General features: G+C 50.3%; 17 protein-coding genes and 1 riboswitch. Of the genes, 15 read left to right on the forward strand and 2 right to left on the reverse strand.

Annotation, left to right across the window (positions count from 1 at the left end; all coding sequences use genetic code 11):
- Positions 1–17 precede the first annotated feature (17 nt).
- Positions 18–1,688, reverse strand: coding sequence for a PspC domain-containing protein (locus LRP54_RS03035; RefSeq protein ID WP_231234917.1), 1,671 nt, complete (start codon positions 1,686–1,688; stop codon positions 18–20).
- A 114-nt stretch (positions 1,689–1,802) separates the two neighbouring features.
- On the opposite strand from LRP54_RS03035, the gene LRP54_RS03040 reads away from it, so the two are divergent.
- The 9 genes from LRP54_RS03040 (at position 1,803) to guaA (ending at position 16,274) form a co-directional block, all read left to right on the forward strand.
- On the forward strand, positions 1,803–3,323 hold the full coding sequence (locus tag LRP54_RS03040; RefSeq protein ID WP_231234918.1) for an ATP-binding protein: 1,521 nt from the start codon (positions 1,803–1,805) through the stop codon (positions 3,321–3,323).
- A 40-nt stretch (positions 3,324–3,363) separates the two neighbouring features.
- Entirely contained in the window at positions 3,364–4,014 is a 651-nt protein-coding gene (locus LRP54_RS03045; protein WP_231204248.1) for a LuxR C-terminal-related transcriptional regulator, read from the forward strand.
- A gap of 136 nt (positions 4,015–4,150) precedes the next feature.
- On the forward strand, positions 4,151–5,641 hold the full coding sequence (locus LRP54_RS03050; protein WP_231204250.1) for a DUF1846 domain-containing protein: 1,491 nt from the start codon (positions 4,151–4,153) through the stop codon (positions 5,639–5,641).
- 307 nt (positions 5,642–5,948) lie between these two features.
- Complete coding sequence (locus LRP54_RS03055; RefSeq protein WP_442984586.1) at positions 5,949–8,696, forward strand: ATP-dependent helicase; 2,748 nt, start codon at positions 5,949–5,951, stop codon at positions 8,694–8,696.
- A gap of 131 nt (positions 8,697–8,827) precedes the next feature.
- Positions 8,828–10,003, forward strand: a complete 1,176-nt coding sequence (gene sucC, locus LRP54_RS03060) for an ADP-forming succinate--CoA ligase subunit beta (RefSeq protein ID WP_231204254.1) — start codon at positions 8,828–8,830, stop codon at positions 10,001–10,003.
- 18 nt (positions 10,004–10,021) lie between these two features.
- Positions 10,022–10,948 carry a succinate--CoA ligase subunit alpha gene (gene sucD / locus LRP54_RS03065; protein ID WP_231234919.1) on the forward strand — a complete coding sequence of 309 codons (927 nt, stop codon included), beginning with the start codon at positions 10,022–10,024 and terminating at the stop codon, positions 10,946–10,948.
- 88 nt (positions 10,949–11,036) lie between these two features.
- The gene (locus LRP54_RS03070; protein WP_231234920.1) at positions 11,037–12,572 is read left to right on the forward strand and encodes a cell division protein PerM; all 1,536 of its coding nucleotides are present in this window, start codon (positions 11,037–11,039) and stop codon (positions 12,570–12,572) included.
- Positions 12,573–12,715: 143 nt separating this feature from the next.
- A riboswitch (ZMP/ZTP riboswitch) is annotated at positions 12,716–12,801 on the forward strand.
- A gap of 23 nt (positions 12,802–12,824) precedes the next feature.
- The gene (gene purH / locus LRP54_RS03075) at positions 12,825–14,567 is read left to right on the forward strand and encodes a bifunctional phosphoribosylaminoimidazolecarboxamide formyltransferase/IMP cyclohydrolase (protein WP_231234921.1); all 1,743 of its coding nucleotides are present in this window, start codon (positions 12,825–12,827) and stop codon (positions 14,565–14,567) included.
- Positions 14,568–14,699: 132 nt separating this feature from the next.
- Entirely contained in the window at positions 14,700–16,274 is a 1,575-nt protein-coding gene (guaA, locus tag LRP54_RS03080) for a glutamine-hydrolyzing GMP synthase (RefSeq protein WP_231234922.1), read from the forward strand.
- Between the two features lie 117 nt (positions 16,275–16,391).
- Here the strand turns inward: guaA and LRP54_RS03085 are convergent, their stop codons facing one another.
- Positions 16,392–16,979 carry a GNAT family N-acetyltransferase gene (locus LRP54_RS03085; protein ID WP_231234923.1) on the reverse strand — a complete coding sequence of 196 codons (588 nt, stop codon included), beginning with the start codon at positions 16,977–16,979 and terminating at the stop codon, positions 16,392–16,394.
- A gap of 234 nt (positions 16,980–17,213) precedes the next feature.
- Between LRP54_RS03085 and LRP54_RS03090 the strand changes: the two genes are divergently transcribed.
- The 6 genes from LRP54_RS03090 to LRP54_RS03115 all read left to right on the forward strand — a co-directional run bounded on the left by LRP54_RS03090 (position 17,214) and on the right by LRP54_RS03115 (position 24,418).
- The gene (locus tag LRP54_RS03090) at positions 17,214–18,137 is read left to right on the forward strand and encodes a TatD family hydrolase (RefSeq protein ID WP_231234924.1); all 924 of its coding nucleotides are present in this window, start codon (positions 17,214–17,216) and stop codon (positions 18,135–18,137) included.
- Positions 18,138–18,314: 177 nt separating this feature from the next.
- A complete protein-coding gene (locus tag LRP54_RS03095) occupies positions 18,315–19,712 on the forward strand; it encodes a ubiquitin-like domain-containing protein (protein ID WP_231204267.1) in 1,398 nt (465 codons plus the stop codon).
- A gap of 118 nt (positions 19,713–19,830) precedes the next feature.
- Complete coding sequence (locus tag LRP54_RS03100; RefSeq protein WP_231234925.1) at positions 19,831–20,982, forward strand: ribosomal RNA small subunit methyltransferase A; 1,152 nt, start codon at positions 19,831–19,833, stop codon at positions 20,980–20,982.
- Positions 20,975–21,940 (forward strand): 4-(cytidine 5'-diphospho)-2-C-methyl-D-erythritol kinase, encoded by a 966-nt coding sequence (locus tag LRP54_RS03105; RefSeq protein ID WP_231234926.1) that lies wholly within the window; start codon positions 20,975–20,977, stop codon positions 21,938–21,940. The genes LRP54_RS03100 and LRP54_RS03105 overlap by 8 nt, the downstream gene beginning before the upstream one ends.
- Before the next feature lie 95 nt (positions 21,941–22,035).
- Complete coding sequence (locus tag LRP54_RS03110; protein WP_231234927.1) at positions 22,036–23,892, forward strand: ABC-F family ATP-binding cassette domain-containing protein; 1,857 nt, start codon at positions 22,036–22,038, stop codon at positions 23,890–23,892.
- 247 nt (positions 23,893–24,139) lie between these two features.
- Positions 24,140–24,418, forward strand: coding sequence for a DUF1540 domain-containing protein (locus LRP54_RS03115; protein ID WP_231204591.1), 279 nt, complete (start codon positions 24,140–24,142; stop codon positions 24,416–24,418).
- Positions 24,419–24,447 lie beyond the last annotated feature (29 nt).

The raw sequence follows: 24,447 nt of genomic DNA on the forward strand, positions 1-24,447 counted from the left end.
TTTTTGAGGGTGCTCTCTTAGCTTCCAGATGGAGGGGCTGGGGTGGCAGAACTCGACGGTTTGGAAGATGAGGAAGCGTCGCGTAAGCCATTGAGTGTGAGTGTTTCCACCTCTGGGCTGAGGAATAGGGTGATTCCATTTTCCTCGGTGAAATTTGATGTACGCAAGATGGTTTCTTCATCAATACTGCTGTCTAAAAGCGAGGTGCTGGTGGCATCTAAGGTGACGTTATTGACGTTTAATCGGTTAATGCCACCGGAAGCTATGATTTGCAGAGGTTGATCTGAACGTAGAGTTACCGTTGTATTTGAGGCGCTAGATCCAGTAAAAGTAATAGTTTTATGAATTTTTTGCGGTGCATCTTCTAATTTTATGGAAAGATTTGCCGCATATACGGGGAGGTGAACAACATCAGCTTCCCATGTACTTTCGATTGTGTTGAAGCTGTAGAGAGTTGTGTGGTTGCTCCATGAGCCAAGCCATGACACATTGACACCGGCGGCCAATGGAAGGGCAGCAAAGGATGTGGGAACGGCAAGAAGCACACCAAAGACTGATAAGCCTACGAGCCATCCGGCGCTGCGATCACGAACTGAAGCGAAAGCAATGACGAGGCCGACAAAGATCAGTGAAATTCCGCCGCCAATCAGAGCTGTTTGGCATAGCCAAATTATATGCGTTGGGGTGCCGGTACTTGCTTGGCTGAGTATCCAGAAGTAACGCATGAGGAAAAAAGACGCAGTAATGATGAGCGTGATAATTCCGGTGACTGCCAAGTTAGTAGCGGTGCTGACCCGACGTGTTTTCGTGAAAGAACGCATGGGTTGTGTGGCATAAACCGGTGTAGGCGTGCCGGCCATTGTCGGGGGCGCGTAAGGTGAAGCATATGTGTGCGCAGATGTTTGCCATGAGGAGGTGGGGGGAGTAGTCGCAGATGGAGGAGCAAAAGATGTTGTTCCAGCGGGAGGGTATCCCATAGAGCCTGCTGATGAGGTTGGTTCTGTTACCTGTGGGCTGCGGCTGGGTCCTAGGTTTTCATGCGGCAACACGCCGGGTCCGTGAGGCTGAGTATGTGATGAGCTAGGAGCGTTTGCTTGAGGTGTAGGGGGCGCGTATGCAGGTACGCCGTAGTGGGAGGAGGTGTGTCCCGGAGAAGTTGACTGTTTATTTCGTGCAATGAAGAAAATAATCAGCAGGATGCATAAGACCCACATGCTAGGAATAAAAAGTGTGAAAGGGGAAGAAAAACGGGAACTGAAAAGGACCGATGAAATCGAATATGACCCACTGAAGGCAATAAATAGAAGGAAAATTTGCCCCAAATGCGCAATATTGAAACGACCTTTGATGAGTTCTTCAGCGTGGATGCGGCCGTCAGATTGTTCAGGGAGGAAAGCCCAGGCAAGCCCGTAGAGAGCCAAGATAAGTGGCATGAAAAAAACAAAGATCAGTGTCAAGCCGCGGATGAGAGCAGGGTCCCATCCAATTTTTTGTGCGATTGCCCCACAAACGCCACCAATGAAACGTGAGTCGGTACGGTAAAATCCTGACGAACGCAGTGAACGGAAAAAAGAATGAGAATTGTAAGGGTCAGAATCTGGCTGAGGGGCTGAAGCAGGTGGAGGGCCACCGTGAGTTCTCCAATTGTGAGGATCAGAAGGTCCAAATGAAGATTCCTGTGTATTCATAGCATCTACTGTGCCTGAAAAAAGAACAAAAAAATATTGGGGGTTCCCCTGATCTGCCCCTGATCGTACCGTGAGCAGGTGCATATGAAGGCGCATTGATGGGAAAATATATGTGTGGATGAACAAACGAACCCTCACACATGCCTGAACGAACAAGCTGGGTATGGTGCGGGAGCGCCAATGGGCAAGGGCTTTCCGTACACACAGGTGGAACACGATACTTCAGTTCCTTCTTTTGCTTCTTTGCCATATCGTTCGTCTGATGAGTCAGTTCACCCACAAAAACCTGCGCAAAACTACCGGCGCTACGACTACTCATACGATCCAACTGGCACACCTCATATGAGGGAACCTCAAGCTTTCCGTGATACTTTCATGCTGGGGGAAAAGACTATGCCTCCACGCCATACAACAGAGCATCCCCCTTTACGTCGTGCGACTGCTCGAAGTGCAGATATGCCAACCCCCTGGGCAGCGGGTATTTGCTCAGGCTTGTCCATTCACCTCGGCATATCAGTGAAAGCTACGCGAATTATTTTCATTATTGCCAGCATCATGGGTGGTGGAGCAGGGGCTTTACTGTATGTGTGGTTATGGCTCATGGTTCCACTGGATGTGCCAGAGATATCCACACATCGTGGGGAACGGATTGCTGAGCGTCTGGCTTCTGTTGGGATTGACCGGCGAGTTTCGACTGCGCGTAATCAGCTTGTCTTTGCGGGGATTGGCCTTATCGGAGTGGCTTTTCTGCTCATTCTCTTTATGGGAAACCGAAGCGTAAGTTGGCAGGTAGCCTCAGGTATTTTCCTGAGTGTTTTCGGTTTACTTCTCATTTGGAGCCGTGTCGATTCTGCGCAACGCTTGTATGCTCCACTGAATATCATGGTAATCATTGTCGGTGCAACGCTCTTTAGCGTAGGACTGTTGTTCTTTATTTTCGGCCATGAATCACTGCTGCACACACTACGAGTAGCCTCGGTTATTTTGATCTCTATTGTTGGTGTTGCTTTGGCTTTGATGCCTCTGGTCCTTCGTGCACATCGTGATGGGCAGGTAACACGTGAACAACAGGTACGTGATGCTGAACGCGCAGATATAGCTGCGCACTTGCATGATTCAGTTTTGCAAACTCTAACTCTCATACGAGGAGCAGCTCAAGACCCTCAACGTGTGCGCGCCCTTGCTCTTACACAGGAACGTGAATTACGTTCATGGCTGTACACAGGGCGAACGGAAGTGGCAGATTCTTTCGCACAAGCTCTTAAAGAAACTGTCGGTCATATTGAATCACTGCACGGTGTGCCCGTGGAAGTCGTTACTGTTGGTGACGTGCAGCCGGGGCCAGCAGAACTTGCATTAATTGCCGCCTGCAGTGAAGCAACACATAATGCGGTTCGTCATGGTGCTGCTCCTATTTCTGTTTACGCTGAAACAACACCGACACGTGTTGATGTGTATGTAAAAGACGCAGGTCCAGGTTTTAATCTCGACGAGATCGCTGCTGACAGGCACGGAGTGAAAGGATCAATCTTTGGGCGTATGGAACGGGCAGGTGGGCAAGCTTCCATACGCCGATTAAATCCCGGAACTGAAGTACACATGTATGTTCCACGCGGAACAGAATCAACAAACTGAGGTATAGGCATATAGCTGATACGCCACGAAAGGACATGTGATGACTATTCGTTTGATCGTCATTGACGATCACCCTATGGTACGTGCGGGGGTACGTGCTGAACTTGAGTCTTGCGGCGCAGATTTAGAAATTATTGGCGAGGCAACGGATGTTGATAGCGCTATTGTGGCCTGTCATGAACTGCGCCCAGATGTGGCTTTACTTGACGTGCATTTGCCGGGAGGAATGGGCGGTGGCGGCGCGGAAGTTGCTGCACGCTGTCAAGATATTGACTCAGTACGTTTCTTAGCTTTATCAGTGTCAGATGCCCCAGAGGATGTCGTGTCAGTCATCCGTGCAGGTGCCCGAGGGTATGTGACAAAAGCGATTTCTACTCCTGATCTGGTGGAAGCAATTGGTCGTGTAGCAGCAGGAGATGCCGCTTTTAGTCCAAGGCTTGCAGGATTTGTCCTTGATGCTTTTGGGACGGGTGCTGTGGCTTATACAGATGAAGAACTGGATATGTTATCTGCGCGTGAACAGGAAGTGATGCGTTTGATTGCGCGTGGATATACCTACAAGGAAGTAGCCTCTGAGCTGTTTATTTCTATTAAAACAGTAGAAACACATGTCTCAGCGGTACTGCGTAAACTCCAGTTGTCGAACCGGCACGAACTGACACGGTGGGCTATTCAACGTCACATAGTGTGATCTGAAACGAGACTTTCTGCTTTGTGGTGCCTCAACTATGCGCTTACCGTTGCTGCCGCTAGAATCGGTAAGGCGGGCGCGAGGGTCACCGGACGGCGATCGGGACACCTGCCGCTAGCTTTTTGGAGAGTGACACGTGCAGAAGATCGGATTCGACCGCCAAAAATACCTCGAAATGCAATCTCAACATATTGCACAGAGGCGAGCACAATTCGGTGGGAAACTCTACTTAGAATTCGGTGGGAAACTGGTAGATGATATGCACGCTTCACGTGTGCTGCCGGGTTTTACCCCTGATAACAAAATCGTCATGCTTGCTGAACTAGCTGATGAAGTAGAAATCGTTGTCGTGGTGAATGCGGAAGATTTTTCGCGTCACAAGGTGCGCGCTGATCTGGGTATTCCCTATGAAGACGACGTGCTGCGTCATGTGGATGCCTTCCGTTCCTACGGGCTTCATGTTGGTTCAGTTGTGGTGACACGCTGGAATGATGACAACCATCAAGCGCAGGCTTTCAAAAATAAGGTAGAAAAACTCGGCCTACCTGTGTATCGGCATTACACGATTGCTGGATATCCGCGTGATGTGGCAAAAATCGTGTCAGATGAAGGATACGGTCGTAATGAATATATTGAAACCAGCCGTGACCTTGTGGTGATTACAGCACCAGGCCCCGGCTCAGGTAAAATGGCAACCTGTTTGTCGCAGATGTATCACGACCATAAACGCGGTATTCGTTCAGGATACGCCAAATTTGAGACATTCCCGATCTGGAATCTGCCTTTAGATCACCCTGTTAATGTTGCCTATGAAGCGGCGACAGCAGATCTTGATGACGTGAATATGATTGATCCTTTCCATCTGGCAGCTCATGGTGTGCAAACCGTGAACTACAACCGTGATGTGGAGATTTTCCCTGTATTGTCACGTTTATTTGAACAAATCCTCGGTGAATCACCCTACCAGTCGCCAACCGATATGGGTGTGAATATGGCGGGGCACTGTATCAGTGATGATGAGGTGTGTTGTCAGGCATCACGGCAAGAAGTCATCCGCCGCTATTACAAGGCTTTAGTTCAGGAACGTCGTGACGAAGTAGACCCTGTTCAATCAGAGCGTATTGCTCTGTTGATGACTTCTTTAGGTATTGAACCTACTGATCGTCCTGTGGTGCTGCCGGCTTTACGTGTTGCTGAGGAAACGAATGGGCCAGCTGCTGCTCTTGAATTGGCAGATGGGCGCATTGTGACAGGTAAAACCAGTGAACTGCTTGGTGCATGTTCAGCGATGCTTTTGAATACGTTGAAATTACTGGCAGGGATTGATGATGAGGTGAAATTACTGGCTCCTGAATCAATTGAGCCGATTCAGACGTTAAAGACTGCGCATTTGGGTTCTCAAAATCCTCGTTTGCATACTGATGAGGTGCTGATTGCTTTAGCGGTGTCCGCAAATGGTGACGAAAATGCCCGTCGAGCATTGGAACAGCTTGCTGCTTTACGTGGGTGTGATGTTCACACGTCAACGATTTTAGGTCCTGTTGATGAAGGAATTTTCCGTTCGTTAGGTATTCAAGTGACGAATGAGCCTGTGTATGCGACAAAGAGGCTGTACCAAAAGCGTTAAACGCAGGCATGTTACTTGGTAGCTGGGAATTTCTGTACGACGATACCTTAGGTGCGCTTTGACCTACGTGATCTGGTGAATATGTGGGGTAGATGCATGGAAGGACGTTCGTCTGCTCCTTCCCGGTAGGCGACTTGAGTACCTAACAGCCACTGGCCTTGACCTGTGATTGAGGCATAGCACACTCAAGGCGCTACCGCTCCACTTACTGTGCGAGGCTCAGATCGTATATGGAAAGAGAAACTGCTGACAAGAAAGCGCGACACATATGTACCGCAGATGTGGGTATGTGTCGTTAAAGTAATTAATGATGGAACGTAACTTCACTGCACTACCGGACCTTGGTTCTGAGTATGTCCCTGTAAGCTCTCTCGAAGCAAAAAATGGGCATATTACGAAACCGTATCTGACTTCAGGTGAAAATCAGGAGTCACATGCTGATCTTCTTGTACTGGGGGAAGAACACTACACTTCCTTTGAACAGCCTCGGCAGGGTATTTCTTCAGATACCTACTCTTGGCATGCGCATGAGGACAGTGAGCAGGCAGAACGGCTTCTTATTGGTCTGAACGAACAGCAGCGTGAAGCAGTAACACATCATGGCTCACCTCTACTGATTATGGCAGGTGCAGGTTCTGGTAAAACACGTGTCTTAACTCATCGGATTGCCTACGCGCTAGCGACAGGGCAAGCGACACCCGGACAGATTCTGGCGATCACTTTCACAAATAAAGCGGCTGCTGAAATGCGTGAACGCGTATCAGCGCTGGTGGGACGCGGTTTTGCAGGTATGTGGGTGTCCACATTCCATTCTGCATGTGTACGAATATTGCGGGATAACTATGAGGCTGCGGGGTTGAGGAGCACATTTACCATTTATGATGCGCAGGATTGTCAGCGCCTCATACAGATGGTGTTAAAAGACGCTGAAGTGGATGTGAAACGGTACAGCCCAAAGCTGATTTCAGCACGTATCAGTGATCTGAAGAATGAGCTGATTACGCCTGAAAAATATGCTGAACAGGCATTACATGATCCCATTTCACGTATTGTGGCACCTGCATATGCGGAGTATCAGAAGCGACTGGCACAAGCCCATGCTGTTGATTTTGATGATCTGATTATGCGTGCCGTCCAACTTCTGCGTTCGCGTCCACAGATTGCTCAGTACTATCATCGGCGTTTCCGGCATATCCTCGTTGACGAGTATCAAGACACAAATCATGCGCAGTACGTGCTTGTGCGGGAACTCGTTGGGACAGAAGACGCTGGTCATATGCCTGCTGAACTTACTGTGGTGGGTGATTCTGACCAGTCGATTTATGCTTTTCGTGGCGCAACTATTCGTAATATTGAGGAATTTGAACGCGATTTTTCTGGTGCGCGAACAATCATGTTGGAACAAAATTACCGTTCCACCCAAAATATTCTTTCAGCAGCAAATGCTGTGATTTCTCAAAACCACGGGCGTTTTCCAAAGAAACTATGGACCGCCAGTGGCGATGGGGAACCGATTGTTGTGGATGTGGCAGATTCTGATCGTGATGAAGCACGTTTTGTGATTTCGGAAATTGATCGTCTTGCCGATCAAGGCGCGAAATGGGGTGATATTGCTATTTTCTATCGGACTAACTCACAGTCGCGCGCATTTGAAGAATTATTAGTCAGGCAAAGTATTCCCTATCGAATAGTGGGGGGTACACGCTTTTATGAGCGTAAAGAAATTAAAGACGCTTTAGCGTATATGCACGTCGTCTCAAATCCTGACGACGCTGTAGCAATACGCCGTATCCTGAATGTTCCTCGTCGCGGATTGGGCGCAAAAGCAGAAGCCGCACTGAGCGCACATGCTGACCGTTATGGCATTTCATTTGGACAAGCACTTCGCCATGTGTGGCTTTCATGCGGGCGGCCGTTAGGTGAAGGTGAAGGACTATGCGACGAAACAGGAACGCAGATCCAGCCTTTTGCTCAATCTGAAAAATCAGAACACGGGACAAAGCCGCGCGAATATTCTGCTGCGGAGCGTCACACTGAAGAAGAACACATACCGGAAGTTACCGGTTTAACGCCTCGTGCTGCTCAATCAGTGGCACGACTCTGGGGCCTCATCGAAGTATGCCGCACCTGTGATAGCCGCGGAGGAATGAGTGCTCACATTCTTGAAAATATTCTTGACACAACCGGATATATTAAACAGTTACGGGAAAGTGAAGATGTGCAAGATGCCTCACGAATAGAAAACCTTGCAGAACTTCATTCAGTTGCTCAAGACTTTTCTTCTGCCCACCCGGAAAGTTTCCTTGTGGATTTCTTAGAAAGAGTGGCTTTAGTTGCTGACTCAGATCAAGTGCCTTCCCAAGACGGAACCCACGGGGAAGTCACATTAATGACAGTACACACAGCAAAAGGCCTAGAATTTCCCACAGTATTTGTCACCGGTATGGAAGATGGCACTTTCCCGCATCAGCGTTCCTTCTCTGACACATCCGAGCTGGCTGAAGAACGCCGTTTAGCATATGTTGCTATCACACGTGCGCGGGAACGTCTCTATCTGACTCGTGCGGCAGTTCGCACCTCGTGGGGAGCACCGCAAGAAATGCCCCCCTCAATGTTCCTGAGCGATATACCAACGGAATTACTTGAATTCAGACGTGCGCGTAGCTCAATGGAAAAAATTCGTTACGGCAAAGAAGTAGGATCTCAGCGATATTCCTCATCTGCATCTCAGGAAGATGAAGGTCATATCTTAGGTGCCGGGTACTCGTCATATAAGGCATCTTTTACAGTGGCCCCGCGTATGCGCACAGTACAACGTATGGGAATGTCACAGATTACTTCTGCAACGGCAAGCGACACCTCAACTGCTTCTGTTCCTAGCGCAGGTGCGCCATCATTGGAACTTTCAGCAGGGGATCGAGTCCGTCATACGACCCTTGGGATAGGCACAGTCATAGGTGTTGAAGGGCAAGGCCCTCGGGCTATTGCGCGGGTTGATTTTGCTGGGACAGAAAAACGTTTACTTGTCCGAATGGCTCCGATGCAGAAAATATGAAAAGACTTTTCTTAAAATGAACCAAAAACGGGACGAATGGCCCAGATCGCGTTACTCTTAAGAAGAACGTCTCGATGTTGAGCGATATGTTTAACATCCTCCCCTTACGCCACAACCTGAAGGGACACAAGGTGGACCTCTACGAATACCAAGCACGAGACATATTTACACGTCACGACGTGCCAACCTTACCGGGCATTGTTGCAACCACACCAGAAGAAGCCTATGACGCAGCACAGACTTTACTGACGCACACAGACCTTGTGGTCGTCAAAGCGCAAGTGAAAACTGGTGGACGCGGCAAAGCTGGCGGTGTGAAACTTGCGCGCACCGCACACGAAGCGAAAGAAAAAGCTGAAGCGATCCTCGGTATGGACATTAAAGGCCACACCGTACATACAGTCCTTATAGCCTGCGGCGCTGATATCGCTGAAGAATACTATTTCTCCATTCTCCTTGACCGGGCAGGACGTCAACACCTTGCGATGTGTTCACGTGAAGGCGGCATGGACATTGAAACCTTAGCGGCCGAGCGTCCACACGCTCTGATCCGTCAAGGACTCGATCCGCTCTTAGGCATTACCCATGACGTTGCACTGAAAATTCTCTCAGACGCTGGTTTCGCTGACGAAACCGCGGGAAAAGTTGCCCCTGTCCTCGTAAAACTGTGGGAAACCTACCGAGATGAAGATGCCACACTCGTTGAAGTAAACCCCCTGGTTCTGAGCGCTCAAGGAAATATCCTCGCCATTGACGGAAAAGTAACCCTTGACGATAACGCTGCTTTCCGTCATCTGGACCACGCTCAGCTTGTTGATACGCGCACTGAAGACCCCCGTGAAGCACAAGCAAAAGAAGCCGGCCTGAACTACGTGCGCCTCGAAGGACAAGTCGGCATTATCGGAAATGGTGCAGGCCTGGTCATGTCAACACTAGATGTCGTCGCAATGGCCGGAAAAGACCTCGGTATGCGGCCAGCAAACTTCTTAGATATCGGCGGTGGCGCTTCAGCCCAAGTCATGGCCCAAGGTTTAGATGTCATCCTTGGTGACGATCAAGTTCGCGCAGTTTTTGTCAACGTTTTCGGTGGAATCACCGCATGCGATCAAGTAGCTCAAGGCATTATTGGCGCACTTGACACCCTAGGAAACGCGGCCACAAAACCCATCGTTGTGCGTTTGGACGGGAACCGTGTCCTCGAAGGACGCGCAATCCTCGAAGCCGCCCATCATCCCCTCGTCCACATGGCTGACACCATGGACGGCGCTGCTCGCCTTGCCGCCGAACTCGCCGCATCCCAGAACTAAAAGCTGAAAGGAACACCGATGTCGATTTTCCTCCACGCTGACTCCCGCGTAATCGTCCAAGGAATGACGGGATCAGAAGGTATGAAACATACCGCTCGTATGCTCAATGCAGGTACCCACATAGTGGCAGGTGTGAACCCACGTAAAGCAGGAACAACAGTTACTTTCACAGTTGAAGGTTACGGCCCATGCGCTGACCAAGTACACGACGGCCCGCACGAAGTACCCGTGTACGGGACAGTTGCAGAAGCCATGGCAGCCACAGGAGCGGATGTATCTGTCATATTCGTTCCACCTGCCTACGCCAAAGACGCTGCATATGAAGCAATTGATGCAGGAATTGGCACTCTGGTCATGATTACAGAAGGCATTCCCGTTGCTGATTCCACAGCATGTGTGAACCACGCACTGAACAAAGGTGTACGTCTGATTGGTCCAAACTGCCCAGGAATTATCAGCCCCGGACAATCCAACGTCGGTATCACCCCGGCCGATATCACCGGACCAGGGCGCATTGGACTCGTATCCAAATCCGGCACACTAACCTATCAAATGATGTTTGAGCTGCGAGACATCGGCTTTACCACATGCCTAGGAATCGGCGGTGATCCGGTAATTGGAACAACACATATTGATGCGCTCGCTGCTTTTGAAGCTGACCCTGACACAGATATAGTGGTCATGATCGGTGAAATCGGAGGCGACGCAGAAGAACGCGCTGCCGCATGGATCAGCGAAAACATGACAAAACCTGTGGTCGCATATGTCGCTGGCTTTACTGCACCTGAAGGTAAAACAATGGGACATGCAGGAGCCATCGTGTCAGGTTCTTCCGGAACAGCAGCAGCCAAAGCCCAAGCTCTTGAAGCTGTCGGTGTACGAGTCGGGAGGACCCCATCACAAACAGCTCTTCTCGCTCGTGAAGCATTACAAGCCCTCAGCTAAATATTTCGAGCTTCCTCACAGAAGTAATCAGCCATCTATCGGCGCTTCCGGTAGGTGGCTGACCCACGTCCAAGGCAGTATTGACCTGATGAGCGAAACAAAAACTATTGAAGCCCAAGCGCGCCCAGTCATTCACATCCGTCTGCCCGACGGCTGGGCGCGAGCAATGCTTTCAGGTGTGCAAGCAGCACTTGTCAGCTGGGGGCTTGTCATAGTGATGGTGATGGCAACCTACTGGAGTATCGCTGCGAATCCGTGGCTGAAATCTGCAACCTGGTCGGATGCTTTCGCTACAGGAGGCGACCTATGGGGGCTCGTCCTGGGCGGGACGCTGAACATGAGTGGCACCCACATTCGTGTGATCCCCACACTGATCTGCCTTATCGTGCTGCTATTCCTCAGAGCTTTTCTGATATCAAGCCGCCGTTTTCCTGCAATTTCACAATGGTGGGCTGTGATTGGTTTTGCTCTCACATCATGTGCGCTCGCTGCGGGAACCTCAGATCACCTGCAATGGCATACGACTATTGTGGGCAGCCTCATCCTCCCCATAATCGCTGTAATATGGTCTCTCCTGAGTTCGAGTGTCAATAAACACGTGCAGATACGGATTCCCGATTGGGTAAAACACGGGTTGCGTTTGGGTGTTCTTGCAGCTCTTGGGGCAGCGGGCGTAGGCTTTATGTCGCTCATTTGTGCAGTATGGGCGGCATGGGATCGGATCGTTCACATACACGAGCTTTTCTTTATTTCTTCAACTTATGACACAGTGATGACGGTCATGGCTCAGCTCATGTTCATGCCGACAGCTATCGTCTGGGCTGTGTCATGGCTGACCGGTGCAGGTTTTTATGTGGGGGCAGACGCCCTTCATTCTCCAACATCAACACCGGTAGCTCCAATACCGGTTGTCCCTCTTTTAGGTGCGCTTCCTGCGCAAACAACGGGCGCGTGGGTCATTGTTTTCCTTATTGCCGCCGGATGCGCATACGGAATCTATGTGCGTATGCGTGCGTGTGAACCTTCTATACGGGCACAGGCCGGAAGCCTCCTCACGATGAGTGTGACCCTGTGGCTTCTCAGTGTGGGTGTTGCCGGAGCTTCTCGTATGCATATTGGGTCTGAACGCATGAGTATCCTCGGGCCGGACATATGGCGCGCACCCAGCTTATTGGTCCTCGCAATGTGCGGGGCGATCACTGTGTGCGTTCTGATCGCTCACCCTGCCACTGTGGGATGGGCACGTACACAGTGCCAGCGCATGCGAGCAGAATACCGGGACGCTCGGGATACCTCTGTTCTTGCGGAAGCCGCTTTAGTAGACCCACTAGATTCTGCTGAGGTGAACCCTGAGGAGCCTAGCGCAGACTTTACGGAAAATACGCATGAATCAGCGAAAGAAAATTCAGAGGACGAAAAGGACAGCACAGAGCAAGAAAAACACAGCAAACCTGCCCTTACTGAAGCCTCACATATGCAAAAACAACAGGGAAAGCCAGCAGGTGTCACTGAAAATAGTGAAGTATCTGAGCCGGGCCCACAGGAAGTATCTCAATCGCGTCCCGGTGATGATCCTCGTGTGGAAAATAGCTCATCCACTGAAATAAAAACTGAAGACTCCTAACCTGCCCGCAGCATCACCTCTTTTATGCGAAAAAACTGAAAATAAGGATGTCGCCTCCACGTATAACTGGCAGACAACAGGCAGAGCGACCAGAAAACTGCGATATCACCCCTAGGAGCATAAAGGGTACTAGACTGCTAAATGCAAGAGGCTGCAACTGGCGAGGGTGGTTCACCACCGGGGAGTAGTCGCACTGCCCTTCGAGGCGTCGCCCGCCTGGGCGCCTGGGCTAGATAAACCATGGAGGATATCGTGTCCGTTCGTCTCGATCATCTGGAATCAATCGACTTTCGCCCTATCACTCGCGTACTGATCTCTGTCTACGACAAAACAGGGCTGGAAAGCCTTGCTGCACACCTGCATGAAGCTGGCGTAGAAATCGTATCGACTGGCTCTACCGCTGCTCGGATAGCGGATGCGGGAATTCCAGTAACCCCTGTGGATAACGTGACGGGCTTTCCGGAAATATTAGAAGGGCGAGTGAAAACCCTCCACCCGAAAATACATGCAGGCATCCTTGCTGACCAGCGTAAAGCCGATCATCGCCAACAACTTGATGAGCTACATATCGCACCATTTGATGCGGTAGTCTGCAACTTGTATCCCTTCTCAGATACTGTGAGCAGCGGGGCTTTACCTGATGAATGTGTCGAACAAATTGATATCGGTGGCCCCTCAATGGTGCGTGCCGCAGCAAAAAACTACCCGTCAGTTGCAGTAGTAACCTCACCCGCCCAATACGATGCTCTTGTACGAGCTGCACAAAGCAATGGATTCACTTTGCTCCAACGCCGCGCAATGGCAGCAGCAGCTTTCAAACACACCGCACTGTACGACACGGCTGTTGCCCAATGGTTTAGTGAACAAGTGAATGAAAACGGTGATACTGCTGAATTCCCAAGGCAGCTCTCAGATACTTTCACCCTCATTCAAACCTTACGTTATGGTGAAAATCCACATCAAAAAGCAGCTGTTTACAGTGCTCGCTCCGCCGAAGAAGCAGCACAAAAGAACGGAGAGTTTACTGCAGAACAAGCTGAACCCTATGAAGGCATCGCCCATGCGGTGCAACTGAACGGTAAACCGATGTCGTATAACAACTACACAGATGGTGACGCGGCTTTACGCGCAGCATATGACCATGAGGAACCATGCGTTGCCATCATCAAACACGCAAATCCGTGCGGTATCGCTATCGCTGATACTATTGCCGCTGCTCATCGTCAAGCCCACGCATGTGATCCCGTTTCAGCTTTCGGAGGCGTTATCGCAGCAAATCGCATGATTGATGCGGAAACGGCTCGGCAAATCGTTCCGATTTTCACTGAGGTCGTGATTGCTCCGGCTTACGAAGCGCAGGCCTTAGAAATCCTCAAAACTAAAAAGAACCTCCGCGTACTTGCTGTGAAACCTCCAGTGCGTGGCGGATATGAATTTAAGCAAATCAGTGGTGGTTTGCTTGTTCAACGTCAAGACGATGTAACCGAGGCAGGGGATGACCCTGCGCATTGGGAATGTGTGGCAGGCCAACCGGCTGATTCGCAGACTCTGCGTGACCTCGTATTTGCGTGGCGTTGTGTGCGCTCTGTCCGTTCAAACGCTATTTTACTTGCGAAAGATGGTGCCTCTGTTGGCGTAGGTATGGGGCAGGTTAACCGTGTGGACTCATGTAAGCTCGCTGTGGAACGAGCCAATACTTTAAGTTCACGCTCAACCGGGGATGCTGCAGCTCACGGAACCGATCAGGTGGCTAGTGCCGGTGGGGCGCGTGCAGACGACCTCTTGGATCATTCCCCACTGAAACGCAGTGAAGGGGCGGTTGCGGCTTCGGATGCTTTCTTCCCATTCGCTGACGGTTTACAAACCCTGATTGATGCGGGCGTGAAAGCTGTAGTTCAGCCAGGCGGTTCTGTGCGAGATCAGGAATCAATTGACGCGGCTACGCAGGCTGGCATCACCATGTACTTCACAGGGACACGGCATTTCGCGCACTGAAGAATAGGGGCTTGCGGGAACAGCAGGTAAACACTGCGGGCGTGAGGTTACCAGCCTAGGTGTTGGCGCGATATTTCTCTCTTAGCGGCTGTTTGAGGCGATATAGCCTGACGGGCAGGTAGCATGGGGGATGTGACTCAACAAAATACCCTTCGTCCCGTTCTTGTTGTTGACTTTGGTGCTCAGTATGCTCAACTGATTGCACGTCGTGTACGCGAAGCCTCGGTTTATTCAGAAATCGTGCCGCATACGATGCCTGTGCAGGATATGTTAGAAAAAAATCCTGCAGCCATTATTTTGTCCGGTGGGCCGTCATCTGTGTATGAAGACGGCGCGCCCAGTATTGATTCAGCTATTTTTGATGCCGGTGTGCCGGTCCTTGGAATTTGCTACGGTTTTCAAACAATGGCTGCGGCTCTGGGCGGGCGCGTAGGGCGGACAGGTACACGCGAATACGGTCATACGGATGCTCAGATTTCTCGGGATTCGTGTTTATTTTCTGGGACCCCTATGGATCAAGTGGTGTGGATGAGTCACGGAGATGCTGTTCAGGAAGCGCCAGAAGGCTTCCAAATTACGGCTTCGACCTTGCAAACACCTGTGGCGGCTTTTGAAGATCCGCAACGTCGTTTATACGGTTTGCAATGGCACCCAGAAGTAGGACATTCAGCTTTCGGGCAAGACGCGCTGAAGAATTTCCTATATGAGGGTGCTGGACTTGAACCTTCGTGGACTGCAGGTTCAATTATTGATGAGCAAGTTGCTGCGATTCGTCAGCAAGTGGGTGACGCGCAGGTTATTTGTGCTTTATCAGGCGGTGTGGATTCGTCGGTTGCGGCCGCTTTAGTTCACCGAGCAGTAGGGGACCAGCTGACGTGTTTCTTTATTGACCACGGTTTGCTGCGTCACGGAGAACGTGAGCAAGTTGAAGGCGATTATGCGCGTGGCATGGGCATTAAAGTCGTGACATGTGATGAATCTGCCCGCTTCCTTGATGCCTTGGCGGGAGTGAGCGACCCCGAAACGAAACGGAAGATTATTGGCCGTGAATTTATCCGGAGTTTTGAGGCTGCCCAGAAGCGTGTGATTGAAGAAATCGGCGCTGAGGGTGGTGAAGTGAAGTTCTTAGTTCAAGGCACCCTGTATCCTGACGTGGTTGAGTCTGGAGGTGGTGAAGGAGCTGCCAATATTAAGAGCCATCACAATGTGGGTGGCTTACCTGACGATATGACTTTTGAACTGGTTGAGCCTTTGCGTACTTTATTTAAGGACGAGGTGCGTGCTGTAGGTCGTGAACTGGGATTGCCAGAGTATTTAGTTGCTCGTCAGCCTTTCCCTGGACCAGGTTTAGGGATCCGTATTGTCGGTGAAGTGACACGTGAGCGTTTAGATATTTTGCGTGCAGCTGATGCGATTGTGCGTGAAGAATTAACGGCTGCTGGTTTGGATGAGCAGATTTGGCAGTGCCCTGTGGTTTTATTGGCTGATGTGCGCTCAGTAGGTGTGCAAGGGGACGGGCGTACCTATGGTCATCCAATTGTGTTGCGTCCAGTGTCCTCGGAGGACGCAATGACAGCGGATTGGACGCGACTGCCATATGACGTGCTTGCTCGTATTTCGACGCGTATCACAAATTCTGTTGCTGACGTGAATCGCGTAGTACTTGATGTGACGTCGAAACCTCCTGCAACAATCGAATGGGAGTGATCCAGCGTAGCCTGTTACCTACATGCTGACGCTACTATGTGAGCGGCCCTGTGGACTTGTTCTGCGGGGCCGTTAAGCGTTTGAGGATGTGGTGGGTGCAGATGCTTGGTTGCGAGGTTACGCTTCAGGGGAGCGCGTCTGGGTAGGGCTTTTGTCAGTGGGTATTTCGCGCACTTTTACCGGTCGAAATGGAGGCATGAATCCTTTGAGAATTCGGTAAAACTCTACGGCAGTAATGTCGCGTCCACGGATCATTGTGGCGTAGGTTTGTCCGGCCTCATCAGAAAGTAAAGGGGCGGGTCGAAAACTGTTACGGATGTAAAAATCCCAGCGTTTACGGCGTTGATCGGCATTAGGTGCTTCCTCATCGCATGGTTCTACTTGTAAAACAGTGACTGTGGCGGTGGGGATTTCGCTGATTTTTTTGAGGATACGTGATCCGATCCCGTGGGAGCGTGCCTCCGGGTGTACGGCTAAAAACAAGAGGAAAACCACATCTTTGCGAATAATACGATAAGTCAATCCTGCAAATTTTTCATCGTAAGTCCATGTAGAAAATGAGCATGATGGCCGCAAAGACGACAGTAGCAAATAAATTAAAGAGAGGCGTTCCTTGGGAGGAAAAGCATGAAGGTATAAGTCGCGCACATGGGGCCAGTGCTTACTCCACGGGTGTGCGGGTGATTCGTGTAGTGTCGCTGCCATAAGTGCGGTCTGTCTTTCAATCAAAGTTACGGGAACGCAGATTACATGCAATCCCTAGGGTAAAGCATGAGCTGAGGAAAGGGAGCATCAATTTTCAGATGTTCTGCTTGGTTATGAATGTGTTATCTTGCCTGTGCGTATCGAATGACGATGAGAAAATGACAGCTCACATACGTTGACTATACGGTGAATAAAAACTGCTGTCTCATACCTGTCAATGTGTACGGAGGAAATGTGGGAAAAAAGAAAACTCGTACCTGGCCTGATACTCCATTGCCATTGGCAGGACCTGTTATGGATAATCACACGCATTTGCCGGTACATGAATTACAGATTCCACGAGCTGACGGGGTGCGTATCAGTGTGGAGGAACAGATCATGAGGGCACGTGCTGTGGGGGTCACTCATCAGATTACGAGTGCATGTGAACTTCCTGAATGTGAACCTGCTTTTCGCTTAGCACGTACTTATCCGAGTGTGCGTGTAGCAGTGGCAATTCACCCAAATGAGGCGGCATTACACGGAGGATACGCGCAGGCCTCGCCTGATGGGTTACAGCCGGAAATAAAAGAACATCACATTGCCTTGGATGATGCTTTATCTCAGATTGAAAACTATGCCCGTGATCCTATGGTGGTTGCTGTAGGGGAAACGGGTTTGGACTATTTTCGCACTGCGCAGGAGGGACGCGAAGCGCAGGTGCGATCATTTGAAGCTCATGTGGAAATAGCGCACGCTCTGTCTTTGCCTTTACAAATTCATGATCGTGATGCTCATGCGGATACGCTGAGTCTTTTACGTCGTTGTGCTCATGCGGGGCAGCCCATTGTTTTCCATTGTTTTTCAGGTGATGCGTCTATGGCGCAGGTATTAGCAGAAAATGGTTGGTATGCCTCATTTGCTGGGCCATTAACATATCCGGCGAATGAGGATTTACGTAAGGCATTGAAAGCGTTGCCGCGTAATCGTGTGCTTGTGGAAACTGATGCTCCGTATTTAACTCCGGTTCCTCATCGAGGAAGCCCTAATGCTTCGTATGTGATGCCACATACGGTTCGCTATATCGCGGATTTGTGGGAGGCCTCAGAAAGCGAAACCTGTGAGCAGCTTATGCGTAATTCGTGCGATGTGTATGGCGTGTGGGATAACGCTGTGTGATACCGCGCGTGAGGCGATGCGTGAAGTAAATGGGAGAGGTGTCCGTGTGCTGTGTGTATTTATGCCCATGAGAAGGGTCACCCTTGATCTGTTGAATTCTGTGGGGCATCCATATTAGGATCGATATGTTCCTTTGTGAGAAGTCAAGGAAACCCGCTATTGAGGAGACAATTTATTGTGGATGAAATAGAACACATTAAACAAAGGTTTCCTCATCTTTTCATGTTGTCCTCGCGTATCCAATATGGCGCACGTACTATTCGTCTGGCTGCAATTGCGGCTGCTACTGCTGTAATAGGAACTGCTTGCCTTAACATCGCTTTCGCACGCACAGAAGTCACCCTTGAAGTAGATGGTGTCACTATGCCGGTCACTACCTGGCAGCCGACAACTGCTGGGGTCCTTGCTGCTGCCGGTGTAGAACTTGCGGAGCGTGATCTTGTGCAGCCAGCTCTTACTCAAAGCCTGAAAAATAATGATGCTGTCGTGGTCCGTACCTCGCACCCATACACCTTAAATATTGATGGGCGTGAACGAACTGTGTGGAGTACTGCAAGTAGCGCTGAATACCTGCTAGCTGAAAGTAGTGCTCAAGGAACCAGCGTATCAATCGCCGCAGATCGTTCATATACCCGTCCTACACTCATACCGTTAGTTTCTAGTCGTCGTCCTGTGCAGGTTCGCTTGGATAGTTCAGTAACAACAGTTATTGCACAACCGGGTGTAGATGCACGCTCAATCCTTGCAGCGTCCGGTGTTGCTTTAGCGCCGAATGATAGGGTCCGTGTGGCCTCAGAGAAAAACGATATTTTTATTCGAGTAGAACGTGTAGAACGCGGTGAAATCACTCGAAATCACGAAGTTCCTTTCACCGTTGTCGAAAAAGAAACGGATACCCTTTTCGCTGGGGAACAAGTGGTTGAAACAGCCGGAGTTAATGGTGTCTATGAACAGCGCGTATGGCGTGAAACGATCGATGGACGTCAAAGCCATGTCGCAGTACTCGGTGAAAAAACCTTAACGGAACCAACCGAAGAAGTCGTACTTAAAGGTACTAAAGAGGTAACACCACAAGCCCTTGTCGCCGCAGGAATTGATCCGAAAGCCTCTTTAGAAGAGGGGACTGAAACAGACGGTCGCCGCTCTGTACGTTACCGGGCAAAACTTGGAACAATTTCAACGAAACAGGAAATAAAAGACCTGATCGGCGATAAAGCTTCACCGGAAACAGTTGCCGCAGCAATGGCTGCAGGTGTGCCGCTGACGTATTCAGGTGAAGATCCTCGTACCCTCGCACAAGCGCAGGTAAACGCGCGCGGCTGGGACGATTCACAATTCCAATGCCTTGTTGTCCTGTGGGATCGTGAATCGCATTGGAATCCCTATGCAGAAAATTCTTCCTCAGGTGCCTATGGGATTCCGCAGTCCCTGCCTGGGTCAAAAATGGCCTCAGCCGGTGAGGACTGGCGAACAAATCCCTCGACTCAAATCAAGTGGGGCCTAGGCTATATTGCAGGCCGCTATGGTACTCCCTGTGGCGCTTTAGGTCATTCAAACTCTGTAGGCTGGTACTAGAAACTGGATCGCCTCTTGTTCATGATGAGAGCTGAGTTATGTGTGCCAAAAAGCACCGCTTGCTTTCTTCCCTTCAGCGGATACGGCTTTGACGACTGAAGTACATTAGACTTCCTGTGTGACTTCAGGATTAACACCTCGCCGACGAAAAGCCGCTTCTCATACTCGTCACTCCCGCCTGGACCCTACCTTACCTGCGGGGGTAACCCCCTGTGATACGGGTCTGTTAGGGCCATTGGAAGTCCGAGCAATTGCAGAAGCACTGGGGATCCGTCCAACGAAAGTGCTGGGACAAAATTTTGTTCACGATGCCGGGACCGTTCGCAGGATTGTTCGTGCTGCCGGCATTGAATCAGGTGACGAAGTCGTGGAAGTTGGACCCGGTTTAGGCTCTCTGACGCTTGCCCTACTTGAAGCTGGAGCTAGGGTACGTGCCGTGGAAATTGATCCGCCTTTAGCTCATGCCCTGCCAGAAACGATTCGGGCACGTATGCCTGAGGCTGCTGAACGTTTCCGTGTAGTCCTCGGTGATGCGATGAATGTGCGTTCCTGTGATGATCTTATTCCGTCCTCCCAGAAAATTATGCACACACCAGAGCAGAGCGATAAGTTTCTTCCTTCTGAACGTGCAGGAAGCATAAACGAAAACAACAGGTCTGACACTGAGGTAAAAAGGGAGGACGAATTGTGGCCGGCACCTACGAAACTGGTTGCTAATTTGCCCTATAACGTTGCCGTCCCAGTTATTTTATCCTTACTTGAACACTTACCTTCACTGAGGGATGTCCTTGTCATGGTTCAGGCAGAAGTGGCTGATCGTCTTGCAGCAGAACCAGGAAGTCGCACATATGGTGTTCCCTCAGTTAAAGCAGCATGGTACGGTCAAGCGCAACGTGTAGGCACAATTGGACGCAGTGTTTTCTGGCCGATCCCGAATGTGGATTCAGCGCTTGTACACCTGCAACGTAATGCTGAACCTCGTGGGGATCACGCTCTACGTTTAGCAACATTTGAAGTATGTGATGTGGCTTTTGGGCAACGCCGTAAAACTTTACGTGCAGCTTTACGCAGGTGGTCAGGAGGAACTGAGCAAGCCACCGAGTTAATTGAAAGCGCAGGAATTGACCCATCGGTGCGCGGGGAAACACTGAGCATCGACGATTTTGTGACCCTAGGTGTGTGCCTGCTAGATATGCGTGAAAAAGGCATTATTCCGCCTCGTCAATCAACTGAAAACATGCAGGAACGCAGGGGAGAGCGCGATGCGTGAAGTTATTGCATCAGCTCCCAGTAAAGTCAATGTTTGCCTGTATGTTGGGGCGCCTGAACCTGATGGGTACCACCCTCTTGTCACAGTATTTGAAGCCCTTAATCTGAGGGAAAAAGTAACTGTGCGAACAAGTCGCACTCCAGGTATCCACGTGAGGACAACAGCGTATTTTCCTGATGGAAGTATTGACCACCCAACTACGCGCATATTCACTGAAATGGATCCGCGTACACATCTTGCCTGGCGTGCAGCAAAACTTATGCAAAAACTTGCAATGGCAACACCATGGGCACAAACCGCAGCCGGAGTGAGTATCCAAGTAGACAAATATGTTCCCGTTGCCGGTGGAATGGCAGGCGGTTCTGCAGATGCCGCAGCCACCCTCATTGCCTGTCAAAAATTATGGGACCTGCCCTTGCAAGAAAAGCAACTTCACGCAATCGCCCGCAGCCTTGGCGCTGATGTTCCAGCTTGTCTAGTAGGCGGTCTGTCTTTAGGAACAGGACGTGGCGATCATATGCACGTCCTGAGTAATCATGTCCCTGCCCGGCACTGGGTTTTAGCGCTTTCTGATCGCGGCTTATCTACACCGGAAGTTTTCCGAGAATTAGACGCAGGCGGAGGACCTTTAGGAAAATGGCAGCCTTTACCTGCAAAAGACCCTGAACACTACATGTTTTTTGCTGATGAAAGCGAAAAAATAGCCCCACATATTCATAATGACCTATCAGAAGCAGCATGTAGACTACGCCCAGAACTGACAGAAACAATGCGCAGTGCGCGACAAGCGGGAGCGCTTGCGGCTTTCCTTTCTGGCTCAGGCCCCACAATCGCAGCTTTAGCTCGCGATGAAGAACATGCTTTACAGATTGCTCGCACATGGGAGGAAAGCCCATATGTGCAGCGGACTATTTGCGCGCATGGTCCAGCTCAAGGGGCGCGACTGGAATCGTTGTGACCCGCGCATTGTCAGAAAAACGCAAAAATACATTGAACATGTGGGTGGGCATGTATGCGCACGACCACGGATATCAGTAAGGAAAATACGTAACGATGGCACACCTTCTGGGAACGCAAGATGTGGGAGCTTTTGTTGGCTCTCGACATCTGCTATCAGCAGTGAATGTGAGTGTAGAGGACGGAAGTCGTGTCGGTATTCTCGGACCAAATGGTGCAGGTAAATCCACTCTTTTACGTATGATTGCCGGCCAGATCACTCCCGATGCTGGACTGATAACAAAACGTGAAGGTGTGCGTATTGCACTTTTGGACCAATCTGATGTTCTTGACCCATGCGCAACAGTGATACAGGCGATTCATGCTGGATCTGAAGATTATCAATGGGCTTCAGATCCGCGCATACGTGATATTCACGCGGGTTTATTAACGGGAATTGATATTAACGCGCCGATCAATTTCTTATCCGGAGGGCAAAAACGTCGTGTGGCTTTAGCTCGTGTTTTAGCAGCTGAAGCTGATGTGGTGTGTCTTGATGAACCAACAAACCATTTAGATGTGGAAGGGGTTGCTTGGCTTGCTCGCCACATGAATGATCGTTTTTCGCAGGCAGGTTCTTCAGGCGCTTTACTTGTTGTCACACATGATCGCTGGTTCCTTGACGCGGTGTGTGAGCACATTTGGGAAGTAGTTCCTGGCATTGACCCAGGGGGAAGTCGCCCACAAATCCCTGGTCATGTCGAAATATACGATGGCTCTTATGCGGCGTACACGCTTGCGCGTGCAGAACGCGCACGTCAGGCAGATGTGGCGGCTCATAAGCGCTCACAGCTATTAAAGAAAGAACTTGCATGGCTGCGTAGGGGTGCTCCTGCTCGCACATCGAAACCGAAGTTTCATATTGCGGCGGCGGAAGCCTTGATCGCGGATGTTCCTCCACCGCGTGACAATGTGGAACTTGTGCGTATGGCTACCAGTCGTTTAGGTAAAGATGTGGTTGATCTGGAGGGGGTCAGTGTTGTTTTCCCCGCATCTGACGGTCAGGACAAGCATATTCTTTCGGATGTCACGTGGCGTTTAGCTGCGGGGGAACGTGTCGGTATTGTGGGAGTCAATGGTGCAGGAAAAACCACTGTGTTGAATGTGCTGCGCCGTAAAATTGCGCCTTCGACGGGGAGAGTACGTTTAGGGAAAACGGTGCGCATGGCTACATTATCTCAAGATACGCGCGAGTTAGATGATGTAGTTGATCTGAGGGTTGTTGAAGCTGTTGCTCAAGTGGCGCAGGTGGTGATGGTGGGCGGTAAGGAAGTGACTGCTGCTCAGATGACGGAACGTATGGGTTTTACGCGTGAACGTGCGTGGACTCGTGTGGCAGAGATTTCTGGTGGGGAACGTCGTCGTTTGCAATTGATGCGCCTGTTGATGTCGGAACCGAATGTTTTGTTGTTGGATGAGCCGACGAATGATTTGGATACCGATACTTTAGCTGCAATGGAAGATCTGTTGGATACTTTTTCTGGGACGCTTGTGGTGGTCAGTCATGACAGGTACCTGTTGGAGCGAGTGACAGATCATCAGGTTGCTTTAGTGGGGGACGGGCAGATTCGAGCATTGCCGCGAGGTGTGGAGCAATACCTTGAAATGAGGGCGGAAGCTGCTGAGCTTTCTCGTGCAGTTGAACAGTCGCGTAGCACGGAAGGGCCGGTGCCAGATTCGGCTGCAAGGCGTGCAGCGAAAAAAGAGGCTGACCGTTTAGAGCGGCGTTTAGAGCGTATGCGATCCCAAGCAGAGGAATGTGAGGCGCGTGTTGCTGATTTATCGCAGCAGGTAGTGGGAGATGTGAGTGTTTTGCCGGAGCTGACGCAGGCTTCTGCGCAATTACATGCTGTGAGAGAGGAAATTGAGGAGCTTGAATATGCGTGGTTGGAGGCTGCTCAACTGTTGGAGTAAGGAAAACCTTATTCGAGGACAGCGAATTTCGTTATGTTATGTTGCGTAATTTCCTGAATTACGCAACACGGAATTAGGTCAAGTCGATTCCACTGAAGTCATCAAAAAATCCTTCATATTAAATGCGGCTTGACCTGCATAAATGCAAAAAATAGTGACAGAATCTTTTGTGTCATGTTCACTAGAAAATGACAAAACAAGCACTGGTAATGACGAATTACGTCATACATTAACGAAAGAGATCGTCATGACAACAACACGTCCTCGTATCCTTGATTGCTCCGTTGAAAGCTGCTCCTACAACAAAACAAAATCCTGTGGAGCTGCAGCTGTAACTATCGGTTACGCACAGACATGCACCACATTCATTCCACTCACAATTAAAGGCGGACTAAAAGACGCCTCCACATTCGTGGGCGCATGTCAAAAAGCTGACTGCACACACAACTCCGGTTTAGAATGCACAGCCGAAGCTATTCGCGTTGGTGCTCACACCGCTGACTGCTTATCCTACGAAGCTCGCTAAAAATCGAATACATACAGCACATACTCGCA

The sequence above is a fragment of the Schaalia sp. lx-100 genome, from assembly GCF_021083625.1.
Taxonomy (GTDB): domain Bacteria; phylum Actinomycetota; class Actinomycetes; order Actinomycetales; family Actinomycetaceae; genus Pauljensenia.

Coding starts and splice junctions, on each gene's coding strand:
- LRP54_RS03035 (WP_231234917.1), bottom strand. CDS start 1,688: ATGAATACACAGGAATCTTCATTTGGACCTTCTGATCCTCACAATTGG.
- LRP54_RS03045 (WP_231204248.1), top strand. CDS start 3,364: ATGACTATTCGTTTGATCGTCATTGACGATCACCCTATGGTACGTGCG.
- LRP54_RS03055 (WP_442984586.1), top strand. CDS start 5,949: ATGATGGAACGTAACTTCACTGCACTACCGGACCTTGGTTCTGAGTAT.
- sucD (WP_231234919.1), top strand. CDS start 10,022: ATGTCGATTTTCCTCCACGCTGACTCCCGCGTAATCGTCCAAGGAATG.
- LRP54_RS03070 (WP_231234920.1), top strand. CDS start 11,037: ATGAGCGAAACAAAAACTATTGAAGCCCAAGCGCGCCCAGTCATTCAC.
- LRP54_RS03085 (WP_231234923.1), bottom strand. CDS start 16,979: ATGGCAGCGACACTACACGAATCACCCGCACACCCGTGGAGTAAGCAC.
- LRP54_RS03105 (WP_231234926.1), top strand. CDS start 20,975: ATGCGTGAAGTTATTGCATCAGCTCCCAGTAAAGTCAATGTTTGCCTG.
- LRP54_RS03110 (WP_231234927.1), top strand. CDS start 22,036: ATGGCACACCTTCTGGGAACGCAAGATGTGGGAGCTTTTGTTGGCTCT.
- LRP54_RS03115 (WP_231204591.1), top strand. CDS start 24,140: ATGACAACAACACGTCCTCGTATCCTTGATTGCTCCGTTGAAAGCTGC.